Below are 15,735 nucleotides of genomic sequence, written 5' to 3'. Positions count from 1 at the left end.
CCCGTGGTCCGATTCTGCTCACCAAACTCGTTGAAGGAACCCTTATGAAGGCTGACGTCCACCCCACCTACAACACGGTGGTGTTCAACGACCTCGCATCGGGAGAGAAGTTCCTCACCCGTTCCACGGTCTCGAGCGCCAAGACGATCGAATGGGAAGACGGCAACACGTACCCCGTCATCGACGTCGAGATCTCCAGCGCATCGCACCCGTTCTACACGGGCAAGCAGCGCATCATGGACTCCGCCGGCCGTGTCGAGAAGTTCAAGAACCGCTACGCCAAGTTCGGCGGCGGCAGCAAGTAGTCCCGTCTGCGTCGCAGACGAGCTCACCGCTCACGCGAAAGGGCGGCACCGTTTCGGTGCCGCCCTTCTGCGTTCCCGCCTGCCTCACGCGAAGCGTGCACCCAGGCCCCGCGAGGCCGACCTGGGGAGCGTCAGGCCGGCCCGGGCCAGCTGGCGCAGCATCAGGACGCCGTGCGAACCGGCCACGCGCCGTCCGCGGTGAAGTCCGGATCGCGGTTGGCTCGCATGTAAGCCTCGAAGTCCCTGGCCTGATCAGCCGCCCACGTGACCTGCTTCGCGTGGAGCTCAGGGAGCTCGACGTCGAGCTCCGCTGGATACTTGGCTGCGAGCGCAAGCGCGAGCTGGCCCGCCGCGACGGCGTCGTCACCGGCCGAATGGGCGTCGATGAGCTCGACACCGTAGAAGATCGACGTGTCCGTGAGGGTGCGCTTGCCCTTGCGGTAGCGGTCGAGCGCGCGATCGATGACGAGAGGGTCGACCACCTGCTCCGCGAAGACGACCGGCTCGATGCCGTGGCGCGCGCACTCCCGAGCGAAGAGCGTCAGGTCATACGGCGCGTTGTAGATGACGAGTGGCACTCGATGACGCGCGATCCAGTCGAGGGCAGCCCGCAGCTCGGTGACGACCTCAGCGGCAGGTCGCCCCTCCGCCTGCGCGATCTCCGTCGTGATGCCGTGCACCGCCGCAGCACGCTCCGGGATGGGGATCCCGGGGTCCGCGAGCCAGTCCGTGCCGCGCTCGACCGTGCCCTCCCCGTCGATGAGCCCCACGAACGCCGTGACGATCCGGTCGTTCTCGACGTCGATGCCCGTCGTCTCGAGATCGAACACCGCGACCCGCTTCGTCCACTCGGTCATAGCTTCCTCATCCCGCCTCGAGATCCTGGTGCAGGAACAGCGTCCCCGCCGAGCGCGAACGCGCCTGAGCACGGCCTCCCGCCCTGCTCGGTACACTCTTGCACGATGCCTTCCTCCGCTCCTGCAGCCACTCCCGGGTCCCCGTCGCTTGCCCACGCCGAGCGCATCCTGGGCTCAGCATGCGCGTGGTGGGAGGTGGGGCCCACCGCCGAAGACGCCGCGGCCACGGTCGTCCTGGTGCATGGCTTCCGCGGCACCCACCACGGCCTGCTACCGGTCGTGAATCGTCTCCCGCACGTGCGCTTCATCGCCCCCGACCTCCCGGGGTTCGGAGAGTCGGAACCGCTGTCGCGCGGGCACACGCTGGACGACTACTCAGCGTGGCTGCAGGCGTTCCTCGAGCAGGTCGATCCGCACGGCGACGCGATCGTGCTCGGGCATTCGTTCGGCTCGCTCGTGATCTCCAGGCGGCCGTCCGCGATCGGGGAACGGCCGCTCGTGCTCGTCAACCCGATCGCATCACCGGCTCTGGAAGGGCCGCAGGCGATCCTCACCCGACTCGCGATCTTCTACTATTGGCTCGGCTCGCGCCTTCCCGCCACAGCAGGTCGGATGCTGCTCTCGCATCCGCTCATCACGCGCATCATGAGCGAGGTCATGGCGAAGACGAAGTCCAAGCCGCTCAGGGCCTGGATCCACGCGGAGCACGAGCGTCACTTCTCCGACTTCTCCGACCGCGAGACCCTCCTCGCGGCATTCCGTGCCTCGGTCTCGGATTCGGTGCTCGCGCACGCCGCTGAGCTTCCGGCATCCACCGTCCTCATCGCCGGTGCGCTCGACGACATCGCTCCGCTCGAGGCGCAGCTCGAACTCGCCCGACTCGCCGACGTGCCACTGCACGTCATCGCGGGCACCGGACACCTGGTGCACTACGAGACGCCGATCGCCGCTGCGCGCCTGCTCGCCGACGTCATCGCCGACGCACGACCAGGCACTCCGATGGAGCGCGCGAGGTGAAACTGCTCTTCGACTGCCGCTACGTGCGCATCGATCGTCACGACGGCATCTCGAGGTACTCGGCCGAACTCGTACGAGCCCTCTCCGCGCTCCACCCGGTGACCATGCTCATCTCGGACGAGCGACAGCTGCACATGCTGCCAGACCTGCCGCACGAGGTCATCGGTGCGCCGACTTCGCCCGCCGAGCCGTTCGTGGCCCGCGAGATCAACCGGCTCAGACCCGACGTGGTCGTGAGCCCGATGCAGACGATGGGGTCGCTGGGGCGGCGCTACGGGCTGATCCTGACCATCCACGATCTCATCTACTACGAGCACCCGAGACCGCCGCAGTTCCTGCCCTGGTACGTGCGCGCGCTGTGGCGCGTCTACCACCTGTCGTTCTGGCCGCAGCGCCTGCTGCTGCGAGGAGCGGACCAGGTTGCGGTCGTCTCCGCGACCACGCGCGAGCTGCTGCGGGCCAAGCGGCTGACCCGGCGCCCGATCCCGCTCGTGCCCAACGCGCCGGATCCAGCATTCGCGTCCACGCCGAGGACGGCGCCTCCGAACGAGCCCAGCCTTCTCTACATGGGTTCGTTCATGCCGTACAAGAACGTCGAGACCCTCGCTCGTGCCATGCGCGACCTGCCGGGATGGCGCCTCCACCTGTGCTCGAAGGTGGATGCTCGGACCCTGGCCGCACTCGAGGCGCAGGCGCCGGCGGGGTCGATCGTCGCCCACCAGGGCGTCAGCGACGATGAGTACCGCGCACTCCTCGCGGGTGCGACGGCGCTCGTGACAGCATCGAAGAGCGAGGGGTTCGGACTGCCGCTCGTCGAGGCGATGTCGGCCGGCACCCCCATACTGGTGAGCGACACACCGATCTTCCGCGAGGTCGGGGGGACGGCCGCCGGATACTTCCCTGCAGAGGACGCGGGTCTGCTCGCCACCATGGCCAAGCGCCTGCAGGCCGATCCAGGAGCGTGGCGCTCCGCCTCGGCAGCCGGCGTCGCCCGCGCGGCCGACTACGCGTGGGAGCGGTCGGCGGCGGCACTGCTCGACGCCTGCCGACAGGTGGCTCAGCGACGGCGGAGCTGAAGCAGCTCGCCGGTTCTCAAGAGTCGGAGGTGAGTCTGCCCGCGAGGTCGACGAGCGACTCGGAGGTGCCACCTTCGACGTACACGGAGGCCAGGTGGCCGATCGCGGCGTCACCGCGGTTGAACAGGACGACCGGCTTCTTGGCCGCGGCGGCGCGGTGCACGAGCCGCCGCCCGGTGTTGACGACCAGCGACGTCCCCGCGACGAGCAGCGCATCGGCCTCGTCGACGAGCTGGCGGGCGCGCTCGGCGACGGACGGGCGCACGACGTCCCCGAACATGACGACGTCGGGTTGCAGGATGCCCCCGCAGACCGGGCACGAGGGAAGCTCGTCGATCTCGGCACCGCTCGCCTCGGCGTCGCCGTCGGGCCGGCTGCTGGCGTCCGCCGCGAGTTCGGCGATGCCGGGGGAGGACGCCAGGATGTCGGCAAGCAGGGCAGCTCTCGATATCTCGTGGCCGCAGCGCGTGCAGCTCGCCGTGCGCATGCTGCCGTGCAGCTCGACGACGTTGCGGCTCCCCGCCCGCAGGTGCAGGCCATCCACGTTCTGGGTGGCCACCCCCGCGGCGGCCCCGTGGTGCTCGAGCTCGGCGAGCGCGAGGTGCCCGGCGTTCGGTTCCGCGCCGGAGAACCGGGCGGCGCCCAGGGCGGCACCCGCCCAGTAGCGTCGACGAGTCGCCTCGTCCGACATGAACTGCTGGATCGTCATGGGGGAGATGCGCGGCGCCTTGCCGTCGCCGCGGTAGTCCGGGATGCCGGAGTCGGTCGAGAGCCCCGCGCCCGTCAGCACCGCGAAGGTGCGATCCGACAGGAGGTCGGCAGCGCGGGCGAGACCCTCCGCCCGCGTCCGAGCAGCCCTCGCCGCGTCCGCTTCTGACAGGATTGCCTCCATGCGTCTGACCCCTCTCCAGTCGACCGATTGGCCACGTGCGACCCCATCCGTCCGCTCACTCGAACAGTCTGGACTCGACGACTATTCCCGGCTGACCGATGTGGCCCTGCGTCGTCGCCTCGAACCGGAGGGTGGCCTGTACATCGCCGAGTCGCCAAAGGTTATCGAGCGCGCCTTGAGGGCCGGCCACACTCCACGGTCGCTCCTCCTCATGGAGCAGTGGCTGCCGACCGTCGAACCGCTGCTCGAGCGGTTCCCCGATGTCCCCGTGTACGTCGGCTCGAGCGAGCAGCTCGAGCAGCTGACCGGGTTCCGCATGCACCGGGGCGCGCTCGCTTCCATGCATCGGCCGTCATTGCGCGGTCCGGCGGAGCTCCTGGCTGACGCGAAGACGGTCGTCGTGCTCGAGGACCTCGTCGACCACACGAACGTCGGCGCTGTCTTCCGTGCGGCGGCAGGCCTCGGTGCTGACGCCGTCCTCGTGACCCAGGAGTGCGCGGACCCGCTGTACCGCAGGAGCGTGCGCGTCAGCATGGGGACCGTCTTCCAGGTGCCGTGGACTCGGCTGCCAGCCTGGCCGGACGCGGCGACGCTCTTCGCCCAAGCCGGCTTCGATGTCGCTGCGCTGGCCCTCGATGACGACGCGGTGTCGCTCCGCGACTACGCCGCCAGCAGACCGGAGCGCACCGCGATCCTGCTGGGCACGGAGGGGGATGGTCTCAGCCGTGGTGCCCTCAGCGCCGCGACGACGACGGTCACGATTCCCATGCTCCACGGCGTGGACTCGCTGAACGTCGCCGCGGCGAGCGCGGTCGCGCTCTACGCGCTCACGGGATAGGCGGAGCGGCGTCCGTTCCGAAGGAGAAGGGCTCCGCGAACGGGCGCTTGGCGATCACGTTGTCTCCGGACGACTCGTTCCGGAGGCGACGCAGCACCCACGGCACGAGGTGCTGCCTCGCCCACACCATGTCCTGCGCCCTCGCCTCGCGCCACCTCGCCGGCCGTGCGGGTGCCGGCTGCATGGCGACGAGGTCGTTCTCGACGTTGAGCGCCGCGAGGACCATGCGCGCCACCTCGTGGTGTCCGTAGGAGTTGAGGTGCAGGCGGTCGCTGACCCACATGCTTGGCCGCTGGATCGAGCGAAGCGCCCACTGGTCGGCGACGATGCAGTCGTGGTGCTCGGCGATGCCGCGGACGTGCTCGTTGTAGATGGCGATCTTGCCGCGCATGGACGAGAAGACGGGCGCGAACTTCGTGTCCACCCCGGTGAAGACCACGACGGTCGCGCCTGACTCGCGCAGCGACCCGACGAGCCGCGAGAAGCGAGCCGCGATGGCATCCGGGTCGGCGCCAGGGCGGATGATGTCGTTGCCGCCCGCGGAGACGGTCACGAGGTCGGGCTTCAACTCGAGGGCCGGTCCGAGCTGCTCCTCGACGATCTGGTCGAGGAGTCGCCCGCGGATGGCCAGGTTGGCGTAGGCGAAGTCGGTGCGATGCGCGGCGAGCTCCTCGGCAACGCGGTCGGCCCAGCCGCGGAGCCCGCCAGGCGCGGTCGGCTCGGGATCGCCAACCCCCTCGGTGAAGGAATCGCCGATCGCGACGTAGCGGCCCCAGGGAATGAGTTCGAGTTCTGACATCTCGCTGCTGCTCTCCTCGATCGGATCTGAAGACCAAGCCCTCGCCGGCTGAGACTTCCTGCTGGTGGTCGAAGCCCTGGCGAGTACCGTGGTCAGCATGCCAGCTTCAGACCCGAGATCCATTTTGGCCGATGAGCTGCTCGAGGTGCTCAACCAGCGCGCGAGCCGCTACGACGCGGAGAACTCGTTCCCGACCGACGACCTCGAGGCGCTGCGCGAAGATGGCTACCTGCGATTGCTGGTTCCCCGCGATTTCGGGGGCACAGGCGCCACGCTCGAGCAGGCCGTGAGGTGCCAGGCGCGTCTCGCGGCCGCGGCACCCGCGACGGCCCTTGCCGTCAACATGCACCACGTCGTGGCGGGCATCGCCCGCGCGCGGCACGAATCCGACGACGATGGCCTCGACTGGATGCTGCGCGAGATCGTCGCGGGGGAGACGTACGCGCTCGCGATCTCCGAGATCGGCAACGACGCCGTGCTCTACGACTCGAATGTGCGAGCCGAGCCGGAGCAGGGCGGCGGCTACCGACTGCACGGCATGAAGATCTTCACGTCGCTCTCGCCGGTCTGGACGAGGCTCGTCACCTTCGGACGCGACGACACCGGTGCGGAGCCCGCCCTCGTTCACGGCGTGCTGCGGCGGAATGACGACGGCGTGCGCATCCACGACGACTGGGACACGCTCGGGATGCGCGCGACGCAGAGCTGCTCGACGTCACTGGACGGCGCGCTGATCCCGGCCGACCGTGTCATCGCCCGCCTCCCCGTCGGGCCGAACGGCGAGCCGCACATCTTCGCGGTGCACTCGAACTTCCTCCTGCTGGTCGCCGCCTGCTACGTCGGTATCGGGGACAGGGCCCTCGAGCTCGCCGTCGACGCCGCGAAGCACCGGAGCAGCTCGACCCAGGGAGGGATGCGGCTCGCCGACGATGTGCAGGTTCGAGAGGAAATCGCCAGAATGAGCATTCGACAGCTCGCAGCGCGTACCCTCGTTGAGTCCATCGCACGCGATGTCGACGAGGGGGCACCGCACGGTGACACCTGGTTCGCGCGCCTGACGATGGCGAAGTACGAGGCAGTCGCGGCCGCGGCCGCCACGACGCATGATGCGCTCGGGATTGTCGGAGGCAGCGGCTACCGTTCCGGACATGAGCTCGCGCGACTGCTGCGAGACGTGCTCGCTGGCGGGCTGCACCCGTCCAACGAGCGCGCCGTGCGCCGGTTGCATGCCGGGCACCGCCTCGGCCCCATCCAAGACCCACCAACCAGCCACTGACGGACGACAACCGACGGGCTGACCCTGCCTGATGTGTGAAAGGAACTCGACGCAGCTATGACCGAACGCGAGGCCGTCCAGGAAACGCACTCCTCCAGCCACGACGGCACCCGCTACGGTCACCAGGTCGGCACGTTCGCGGCCGAGCACCTCTCGCCCTCCTTCCCGCAGCGAGCACCCTGGGGAACGGCGGGCAGGCTCCGAGCCTGGCAGGCCGAGGCCCTCGACGTGTACTTCGAGAGCGAGCCAAGAGACTTCCTGGCATCTGCGACACCGGGCGCTGGGAAGACGACGTTCGCTCTGCGACTCGCGACCGAGCTCCTCCAGCGGCGCTCAGTGGACCGCATCACGATCGTCGCCCCGACCGACCACCTCAAGACGCAGTGGGCGGAAGCCGCAGCTCGGGTCGGTATCCGCATCGACCCCCGGTACGGCAACAACCAGGGCATCCATTCGCGTCAGTTCCACGGAGTGGCCGTCACGTACGCGCAGGTCGCCATGAAGCCGAGCGTGCACAGCCACCTGACGGCGTCGGGTCGCACGCTCGTGATCCTCGACGAGGTCCACCACGGTGGAGACGCGCTGAGCTGGGGTGACGCGATCCGGGAGGCGTTCGGCCATGCCGATCGACGCCTCTCGCTCACGGGCACCCCGTTTCGCTCCGACTCCGCGCCCATCCCGTTCGTCACGTACGCGCCCAACGAGGACGGCATCCGCACCTCCCTGACCGACTACTCGTACGGCTACGGGCGAGCGCTCGAGGACGGCGTCGTCCGCCCCGTGCTCTTCATGTCCTACGCCGGCAACGTGCGCTGGCGCGACACGCAGGGCGAGGAGATGTCGGCCGGCCTCGCGGAGGACAACACGAAGGACATCGTCTCGCAGGCGTGGCGCACCGCCCTCGACCACGAGGGGCAGTGGATCCCCCAGGTCCTGCAGGCCGCAGACCAGCGCCTCAGCGAGGTGCGCCAGGAGGTGCCGGACGCGGGTGGCCTCGTCATCGCGACCGACCACGCGGCGGCCAAAGGGTACGCGGCGATCCTGAAGACCATCACCGGCACGAAGCCCGCGCTCATCCTGTCCGACGACAAGGGCGCCTCGGACCGCATCACCGAGTTCTCGGCGAGCGATGAGCGATGGATGGTCGCCGTGCGCATGGTGTCCGAGGGCGTCGACGTGCCGCGACTCGCCGTGGGCGTCTACGCCACCAACGCGTCGACGCCGATGTTCTTCGCGCAGGCCATCGGCCGCTTCGTGCGCGCCCGCAAGAAGGGCGAGACGGCCACGGTGTTCGTGCCGAGCGTGCCGCAGCTCACCAAGCTCGCGCACGCCCTGGAGATGGAGCGCAACCACGCGCTCGATCGACTCGCGGACGCCGACGATTCCAGGGCCCCGGAAGAGGACATGATGGCGGCCGCCGAGCGGCCGGACAAGACCTCCGACGAACTGGGCAAGTTCACCTTCGAGGCGATCTCCAGCGAGGCGCTCTTCGACAAGGTGCTCTACGACGGCGGCGACTTCGGCTACGCGGCAGAGGTCGGCAGCGAGGAGGAGCTCGAGTTCCTCGGCCTGCCTGGCATCCTCGACGCAGACCAGGTGCGCTCCGTGCTCTCACAGCGGCAGGCCAAGCAGGGACGCATCCAGGAATCGCGCGTGAAGGCCGGGCCGCCGGCCCCGGCGCCGCCGCAGGCGCTGCACCGGACGTTGAAGGAGCAGCGAACGCTGCTCAACAGTCTCGTCTCCGTCTACGCGAAGCAGTCGGGGGAGCCCCACGGCATCGTGCACGCGGAGCTGCGTCGCAGCTGCGGAGGTCCGGCTGTCGGCCAGGCCACCGTGTCGCAGATCCAGGCGCGCATCGACGTCCTGCGGCGACGCTTGCGCGCCTGAGACGAGAAGGGACGCCCACCTCGGTGGGCGTCCCTTCTCGAACGCAGGGTGGTAAGAGCTACGCGGAGTGTCCACCCCGGTGCACGCGTCCGCGGATCTTCACGACGAGGAACCAGACGATGGCACCCGCGACGAGGGCGTACACGAGGTACTTGAGCGCGTCCGCGTAGATGAGGATCTGCTCCCACGCGTCGCCGAGCAGGTAGCCGGCCATGACGAAGATGGTGTTCCAGATCGCGGAGCCGGCGAGCGTCAGCAGCCCGAATTGCAGTGCGGGCATGCGCTCGATGCCAGCCGGTATCGAGATGAGGCTGCGGAAGATGGGCAGGAAGCGGCCGAAGAACACTGCTTTCCTGCCGTGCTTCTTGAACCAGTTCGTGGTCTTGACGACATCAGCGGCGTCGACGAGTGGAATCTTCCGGGCGAGCCAGACCATGCGGTTGTGACCCAGCCAGCGGCCCAGCCAGTAGAGCGCGTAGGCGCCGACGACCGAGCCGATCGTGGTCCAGATGATCGCCTCGACCACCGAGAACTTGCCCTGGTGCGCGGCGAGGCCGGCGAGGGGGAGGATGATCTCGGACGGGATGGGTGGAAACAGGTTCTCGAGCGCGACCGCGAGGCCGGCTCCCGGGGCCCCGATCGTCCCCATGATGTCGATGGCCCAGTCGGAGATCACGCCGAAGAAGCCGCCCGAAGCTTCTTCGACGGCGCCGCCGCCTGAGCTGGCGGCGTGCAGGAGGGCGGTTGCGAGGCCGGGCATGGTTCGAGGAGGTCCTTCTCGGTCTGTGAGCATCGACGCAGTCGACGGGCGAATCGCTCGTCAGTGTCCTGCATCCCCAAACTACCGGAAGGGTCCTCTCCAGCCTGTCAGCTGTGTGGTGCGCCGAGCTCGTGCCAGATGCGGTTCCGGTACACGACACCTGCGTTTCCGCGTTCGGAGCCCGCTCGCCTGTCGCGCGCTTCGAGCACGTCGAGGACGACCAGCACCGCGCCGTCGACGTCGAGCGTGCTGCGGATGCGCCCTCGCGCCCACCGCTGCACGGCGCTGTAGTGCGGCTCACCGCTCGGCAGGTAGCTCCAGCTGTCGCGGTCCGCGAAGCGGTCGACGCCGCTTGTGGCGGCCACCTGGGCTACGGGAAGCGACTCCTCGTCGATGAAGTGGACCAGGACGCTCTGGGCCCGGAGGATGCCCGGCGTCGCCGACGACGCCTTGGAGAGCGAGAAGGCCACGAGTGCTGGCGACGCGTTCACCGAGGTGAGCGACGTGATCGTCATCGCGACCGGACCGGCGTCGCTCTGCGCCGTGAGGACCGCGACGCCGGAGGGATGCTGGCGGAAGAGCGATCGGAAGCTCTCGGAGAGCTCGGTCTGGTCGATCTGCGCGTGGTTCACGAGCGATGTCGGTTCAGCTGACACGGTGCACTCCTGGGATGACGGGGGATGGGCCAACACCGAGCGTCACGCGACGAGCGCTTCCTCGCAAGCGAAGGTTGCCGAGTGTTTCGCTCCGCGGCATCTCGCTACGCGCGGAGTCAGCGGGTCGGATCACGGTGTCGTCCCGGAGAAGCGGTGTCGCCACGGAGAAACACGAAAGGCCCGGGAGAAAACTCCCGGGCCTTTCAACCTGTGCGCGAGGGGGGACTTGAACCCCCACGCCCTAATACGGGCACTAGCACCTCAAGCTAGCGCGTCTGCCATTTCCGCCACCCGCGCAGGTTGTGCTGTTGAGCACGAGGAGAAACATTACCAGGATTCCGGCGAAACGCGAATCGAGGCCAGAACACGTGCATCCCGGGCGCGTCGCGCGGCGTCGTCGGGGTGCTGCTCGGCGGTAGCGTTGGGGCATGGCTGACTCCCTCGAACTCGACCCGACCGTCACGACGACCCAGGACCTCATCCGCCTCGACACCACCAACTACGGCGAGGGTCGCTCGAAGGGCGAGACCCAGGCGGCGCAGTACCTGGAGGCACGGTTCACGGCTCTCGGGCTGGACGTGACCACGATCGAGGCCGCCCCGGGACGTCCGAGCATCTTCACGCGGGTCCCCGGCCGCAACGCGGCGAAGCCGGCGCTGGTCGTGCACGGGCACACCGACGTCGTGCCGGCCGAGGCGGGCAACTGGAGCGTCGACCCGTTCGCGGGGGTCATCGAGGACGGCCTCCTGTGGGGGCGGGGGGCCGTCGACATGAAGAACATGGACGCCATGATCCTGACCGCGGTCGAGGAGATCCTCAGCGCGGGGGAGCTCCCCGAGCGCGAGCTCGTGCTGGCGTTCTTCGCCGATGAGGAGAACGGCGGCCAGTTCGGCTCCGAGCCCATCGCGCGAGACCACCCCGAGCTCTTCGCGGGCGCGACCCAGGCTATCTCCGAGGTCGGCGGCTACTCGATCACGGTCGGCGGCAAGCGCGCCTACCTGCTGCAGACGGGGGAGAAGGCGCTCCTCTGGCTGCGCCTTCACGCGAAGGGACGGGCCGCACACGGCTCGCGTGTCATCCCCGCCGAGGAGAACGCCGTGACGCGCCTGGCCCAGGCCATCGCGAAGCTCGGCTCGCACGAGTGGCCAGTGCTGCTCAACGACACGACCACGTCCATGATCACCGAGCTCGCGCGCCTCCTGGACGTCGACCCGCAGGAGACCACACCGGGTGCGATCGTTCTCGCGACGGGCAGCGCGTCCGGGTTCCTCACTGCCAGCCTCCGGTCGACGACGAACCCGACCATGCTGAGCGCGGGCTACAAGCACAACGTGATCCCCGAGTCGGCGAGCGTCGCCATCGACGCGCGCCCCTTCCCTGGAGCCGAGGACGAGCTGCTCGCGGAGATCCAGGCGATCGTCGGCGACGACATCGAGATCGAGACCGTGTTCCGCGGCATCGGCACCCAGGCCCCCGTCTCCGGCCCCATCGTCGATGCGGCGACAGCGGCCCTGCAGCGCCACGACCCCGAGGCGGTGGTGGTCCCGTACTTCCTCTCAGGCGGCACAGACAACAAGGCCCTCGCGACGCTCGGCATCGATGGCTACGGCTTCGCGCCGCTGCGACTGCCTGCGGGCATCGACTTCCCCGCGATGTTCCACGGCGTCGACGAGCGGGTCCCACTGGAGTCGCTGGTCTTCGGCCGCAAGGTGCTCGGCGACTTCCTGCGCAGCTACTGACGGCACCCGGCGCGAGCCGAGGTCGCGACCCCCACCCACGCGGCTCGGTTCGCGCGACCGCGGTCGGCCGGCGCATCACCCACGACGCGGGGTGCCCTCCGCGGGCGGCACCGGTTTCGTGTTAGCGTGCGCCGGGCCCGACGTGACCTCACCGCGGCCCGCAGCTGGAAATCTCTCTCGAAAAGGCAGTGGCAATGAACTGGTTTGACGCCGTGATCCTCGGTCTCGTGCAGGCGCTCACTGAGTTCCTGCCGATCTCCTCGAGCGCGCACATCCGCATCGTGGGCGAGTGGATCGGCGTCCAGGACCCGGGCGCGACCTTCACCGCCATCATCCAGCTCGGCACCGAGGCAGCCGTGCTCGTCTACTTCTGGGGCGACATCAAGCGCATCATCTCGCGGTGGTTCGCCTCCCTGCGCGGCAGCGTTCCGCGCACCGATCCTGATGCGCGCATGGGGTGGCTCATCATCTTCGGATCGATTCCCATCGTCGTGCTCGGCTTCCTGCTCCAGAGCCTCATCCGCGACCAGTTCCGGTCGCTCTGGATCGTCGCGTTCACGCTCATCATCTTCGGCGTCATCCTCGGCCTCGCCGACATCTTCGGCAAGCGCGCGAAGGCACTCCAGGACCTCAACACGAGAGACGGCGTCGTCTACGGATTCGCGCAGGCGCTCGCCCTGATCCCCGGCGTCTCACGCTCGGGCGGCACGATCACGGCGGGGCGCATCATGGGCTACGACCGGCCGTCCGCCGCAAGGTACAGCTTCCTGCTCGCCATCCCCGCCGTGTTCGGCTCGGGCTTCTACGAGCTCGTCTCCGCGTTCGGCGAGGCGGAAGGCGCCGAGGCACCGGTGGTCGGCACGATCATCGCGACGATCATCTCGTTCGTCGTCGGCCTCGTCGTCATCAAGTACCTGATGGCGTACCTCAACAAGGGCAGCTTCCTCCCCTTCGTCGTCTACCGGATCGCGCTCGGAACGCTCATCATCATCCTGCTGTCGTTCGGCCTCATGGACCCGACCGGCGGTGCCGCCTGATTCGGACACGCTGATGATGTTCGCGCGGGGCGGGTGAGGCTGGGGCGCGACATAGGATGTTCCGGTGCGAACCGTTCCCTCGTGGCCCATCCCTGCAGTCCCCTCGGTAGCCGGCAGCGGCGGTGGTGCGATCCGGGTCTTCGATTCCGCGAGCGGCCGCGTCCAGGACACGATCACCCCCGACGGGATCGCCACGCTGTACGTCTGCGGGATCACGCCATACGACGCGACGCACCTGGGGCACGCGGCCACCTACGTCGCCTTCGACACCCTCGGACGCGCCTGGCGCGACGCGGGCCTCGAGGTCCGCTACGCGCAGAACATCACCGACGTGGACGACCCGCTGCTCGAGCGTGCGGCGAAGACGGGACGCGACTGGCAGGACATCGCCGCGTCGCAGACCGACCTCTTCCGGTCCGACATGGCCGCGCTGCGAGTGCTGCCGCCTGACGCCTACGTACGCGTGCAGGACAGCATCGAGGAGACGGGCGCAGCCATCGAGGCGCTCATCGAGGCGGGGCTCGCGTACCGGGTCGAGGTCGCCGCAGATGCCGAGCCCGCCGCCACCACTCCGTTGGGCGACGTCTACTACGACGTCGCCGCGGCGGAGGCCGCAAGCGACTGGAACATGGGGGATGTCTCCGGGTACACGGCCGCGGAGATGGAAGCCGCCTTCCTCGAGTTCGGGGGCGACCCCGACCGGGCAGGCAAGCGCGGGCCCTTCGACCCGCTCCTCTGGCGCAGCGCGCGGGCGGGCGAACCAGCGTTCGAGAGCGCCGTCGGCCTCGGGCGCCCCGGGTGGCACATCGAATGCTCCGTCATCGCCACGAGGACCCTCGGTGCCCCGATCTCCGTGCAGGGCGGTGGGCGCGACCTCCGCTTCCCGCACCACGAACTGTCCGCGGCGCACGCCATGTCGCTGCTCGCCGCCGACTCGCACGGGACGCCGGCGGACTTCGCGCGCGCCTACACGCACGCCGGCCTCATCGCCTATGACGGCACCAAGATGTCGAAGTCGCTGGGCAACCTGGTCCTCGTCTCACGACTCACCGCGGCCGGGGTCGCCCCCGGGGCGATCCGCCTCGCGCTCCTCTCGCACCACTACCGAAGCGACTGGGAGTGGACCGACGAGGAGCTCGAGGGCTCGAACGTGCGCCTGCAGGAGTGGCGCGAGCGCGCGGCTCGGGCATCTCACGACCCGCTGGCGCCTGAGCGGAACGGCGTCGTCCAGCGAATGCGCGACGCCATCGCCGATGACCTCGACACCCCTCGCGTCGTCGCGATCGTCGATGAGTGGGTCTCGTCGCCCCCTGCCGCGGGAGACGCGGATGTCGTCGCGCTCGTCGACGCCCTGCTCGGGCTGGACCTCACGACCGACTAGCGGCGGAAGGATGCGTGCTCGACGGACCGCCGAGCGCGCATCCGCCTGAGCGGGACGCTCGTGGCCGGCTAGGCCGGACCCTCCTGGCCGCCGTCGGCGTCCTGGTCCTCAGCTCCGCCATCGCCACGCTCGGGATCCACGTCGGGCCTCGACTCGGTGTCCGATTCGGCCCCATCGTCACCGGCAGTGGTCCGTCGTTCGACGCCCATGGGTCGCTGCGGAGTCCCCGAGAGGTCCGTGGGGAACGCTGCCGGGCCGGGCTGCGGCTTCTTGTCGGCCGCCTGCTCGAGGAAGCGCTCGAACTCCTGCGCGATGGCCTCGCCGGAGGCCTCGGGCGCCTCGACCATGTCACGGGTCCGCTCGAGGTAGCCGACGTACTGGGCGATCTCGTCATCCTGCGCGGTCGCCTCGGTGACCTCGGACTCCCACTCGGCGGACTCGGTGACGAGGTCGCCGTGGGGGATCGAGACGTCGACGATCTCGGTCAGCCGGTCCACCAGCGCCAGGGTCGCCTTCGGCGAGGGGGAGTGGTGCGCGTAGTGCGGCACCGAGGCCCAGAGCGAGAGCACGAGCATGCCCCGCGAGCGTGCCTCCTCGCCGATCGCCGAGAGCACGCCGGTTGGTCCCTCGTACTCGCTGCGGTCGATGTCGAGCTCCTCGCGCACGGCGGCGTCATCGCTCGACATGAAGATCGTGATGGGGCGGGTGTGCGGCACATCTGCCAGCAACGCGCCAACGAGCACGACGCGCGTGATGCCCTCGCGCTCGCACAGATCGACGACGTGCTTCGTGAAGCTCCGCCACCGCAGCGTGGGTTCCGGGCCGATGAGCACGAACACGTTCTCGCCGTTGTCCGAGCTCACAGAGAGGCCCGCATCGGCGGCCAGCTCCGTGCTCTCGACGGCGGGATCGGCCTTGTCGGCCTCCGGCAGAGGAGTGCCGCTGAACGACACGCTGGGCCACTGGATCTTCCGGACGCCCTCGGTTCCCGCGCGCATCACGGGCCGGTGGATGGAGTAGTCGAAGAACGACTCGTCGTCGATGTCCTCGATGAGACGGTCTGCGCCGATGGCCTCCTGCAGTGCCCGGACGGCGCTTGATGCCGCATCGCCCGCGTCGTTCCAGCCGAGCAGTGCGACCACGAGCAGTCGGCCCCGCGCGAATGGTGTGGTGGCCTCGCTGTGTTCCGTCACCGTGCTCCTCGCCATGCATGAA

At 69.2% G+C, this 15,735-nt stretch carries 15 protein-coding genes and 1 tRNA gene; 9 read left to right on the top strand and 7 right to left on the bottom strand.

From position 1 onward, the window contains the following. Window positions 1–44: 44 nt before the first annotated feature. Complete coding sequence (locus C5C17_RS08305) at window positions 45–305, top strand: type B 50S ribosomal protein L31 (RefSeq protein WP_068481959.1); 261 nt, start codon at window positions 45–47, stop codon at window positions 303–305. Between the two features lie 161 nt (window positions 306–466). Here the strand turns inward: C5C17_RS08305 and C5C17_RS08300 are convergent, their stop codons facing one another. Continuing rightward, window positions 467–1,162, bottom strand: a complete 696-nt coding sequence (locus C5C17_RS08300) for an exonuclease domain-containing protein (RefSeq protein WP_104252889.1) — start codon at window positions 1,160–1,162, stop codon at window positions 467–469. Between the two features lie 105 nt (window positions 1,163–1,267). On the opposite strand from C5C17_RS08300, the gene C5C17_RS08295 reads away from it, so the two are divergent. After that, window positions 1,268–2,179 (top strand): alpha/beta fold hydrolase, encoded by a 912-nt coding sequence (locus tag C5C17_RS08295; RefSeq protein ID WP_104252888.1) that lies wholly within the window; start codon window positions 1,268–1,270, stop codon window positions 2,177–2,179. Next, window positions 2,176–3,255 carry a glycosyltransferase family 1 protein gene (locus C5C17_RS08290; RefSeq protein WP_104252887.1) on the top strand — a complete coding sequence of 360 codons (1,080 nt, stop codon included), beginning with the start codon at window positions 2,176–2,178 and terminating at the stop codon, window positions 3,253–3,255. The genes C5C17_RS08295 and C5C17_RS08290 overlap by 4 nt, the downstream gene beginning before the upstream one ends. Before the next feature lie 16 nt (window positions 3,256–3,271). Here C5C17_RS08290 and C5C17_RS08285 read toward each other — a convergent pair whose 3' ends face one another. Next, window positions 3,272–4,147 (bottom strand): Sir2 family NAD-dependent protein deacetylase, encoded by an 876-nt coding sequence (locus C5C17_RS08285; protein WP_104252886.1) that lies wholly within the window; start codon window positions 4,145–4,147, stop codon window positions 3,272–3,274. Between C5C17_RS08285 and C5C17_RS08280 the strand changes: the two genes are divergently transcribed. Then, window positions 4,146–4,985, top strand: a complete 840-nt coding sequence (locus C5C17_RS08280; protein ID WP_104252885.1) for an RNA methyltransferase — start codon at window positions 4,146–4,148, stop codon at window positions 4,983–4,985. The genes C5C17_RS08285 and C5C17_RS08280 overlap by 2 nt on opposite strands. On the opposite strand, the gene C5C17_RS08275 is transcribed toward C5C17_RS08280, so the two are convergent. Further along, a complete protein-coding gene (locus C5C17_RS08275; protein ID WP_104252884.1) occupies window positions 4,975–5,784 on the bottom strand; it encodes an SGNH/GDSL hydrolase family protein in 810 nt (269 codons plus the stop codon). The genes C5C17_RS08280 and C5C17_RS08275 overlap by 11 nt on opposite strands. Before the next feature lie 97 nt (window positions 5,785–5,881). Here C5C17_RS08275 and C5C17_RS08270 point away from each other — a divergent pair, with 97 nt between their 5' ends. Together C5C17_RS08270 and C5C17_RS08265 are read left to right on the top strand one after the other, a co-directional pair. After that, window positions 5,882–7,060 carry an acyl-CoA dehydrogenase family protein gene (locus C5C17_RS08270; RefSeq protein WP_104252976.1) on the top strand — a complete coding sequence of 393 codons (1,179 nt, stop codon included), beginning with the start codon at window positions 5,882–5,884 and terminating at the stop codon, window positions 7,058–7,060. A gap of 57 nt (window positions 7,061–7,117) precedes the next feature. Next, window positions 7,118–8,947, top strand: a complete 1,830-nt coding sequence (locus tag C5C17_RS08265; protein ID WP_104252883.1) for a DEAD/DEAH box helicase — start codon at window positions 7,118–7,120, stop codon at window positions 8,945–8,947. Window positions 8,948–9,005: 58 nt separating this feature from the next. Here C5C17_RS08265 and C5C17_RS08260 read toward each other — a convergent pair whose 3' ends face one another. The 3 genes from C5C17_RS08260 to C5C17_RS08250 all read right to left on the bottom strand — a co-directional run bounded on the left by C5C17_RS08260 (window position 9,006) and on the right by C5C17_RS08250 (window position 10,660). Continuing rightward, complete coding sequence (locus C5C17_RS08260; protein WP_308471307.1) at window positions 9,006–9,707, bottom strand: DedA family protein; 702 nt, start codon at window positions 9,705–9,707, stop codon at window positions 9,006–9,008. Between the two features lie 107 nt (window positions 9,708–9,814). Further along, a complete protein-coding gene (locus C5C17_RS08255) occupies window positions 9,815–10,363 on the bottom strand; it encodes a flavin reductase family protein (RefSeq protein ID WP_181028525.1) in 549 nt (182 codons plus the stop codon). Between the two features lie 211 nt (window positions 10,364–10,574). Continuing rightward, a tRNA-Leu gene (locus tag C5C17_RS08250) sits at window positions 10,575–10,660 on the bottom strand. A gap of 131 nt (window positions 10,661–10,791) precedes the next feature. On the opposite strand from C5C17_RS08250, the gene C5C17_RS08245 reads away from it, so the two are divergent. The 3 genes from C5C17_RS08245 (at window position 10,792) to mshC (ending at window position 14,520) form a co-directional block, all read left to right on the top strand. Continuing rightward, a complete protein-coding gene (locus tag C5C17_RS08245) occupies window positions 10,792–12,102 on the top strand; it encodes a M20/M25/M40 family metallo-hydrolase (RefSeq protein WP_104252881.1) in 1,311 nt (436 codons plus the stop codon). 194 nt (window positions 12,103–12,296) lie between these two features. Further along, window positions 12,297–13,139, top strand: coding sequence for an undecaprenyl-diphosphate phosphatase (locus C5C17_RS08240; RefSeq protein ID WP_104252880.1), 843 nt, complete (start codon window positions 12,297–12,299; stop codon window positions 13,137–13,139). Between the two features lie 64 nt (window positions 13,140–13,203). Continuing rightward, the gene (mshC, locus tag C5C17_RS08235; RefSeq protein ID WP_104252879.1) at window positions 13,204–14,520 is read left to right on the top strand and encodes a cysteine--1-D-myo-inosityl 2-amino-2-deoxy-alpha-D-glucopyranoside ligase; all 1,317 of its coding nucleotides are present in this window, start codon (window positions 13,204–13,206) and stop codon (window positions 14,518–14,520) included. A 68-nt stretch (window positions 14,521–14,588) separates the two neighbouring features. Here mshC and C5C17_RS08230 read toward each other — a convergent pair whose 3' ends face one another. Continuing rightward, window positions 14,589–15,713 carry a proteasome assembly chaperone family protein gene (locus C5C17_RS08230; RefSeq protein WP_258066074.1) on the bottom strand — a complete coding sequence of 375 codons (1,125 nt, stop codon included), beginning with the start codon at window positions 15,711–15,713 and terminating at the stop codon, window positions 14,589–14,591. Window positions 15,714–15,735: the final 22 nt, after the last annotated feature.

The sequence above is a fragment of the Pseudoclavibacter sp. RFBA6 genome (assembly GCF_002931575.1).
Taxonomy (GTDB): Bacteria; Actinomycetota; Actinomycetes; order Actinomycetales; family Microbacteriaceae; genus Pseudoclavibacter; species Pseudoclavibacter terrae.
This window is presented reverse-complemented; position numbering and strand designations above follow the sequence as displayed.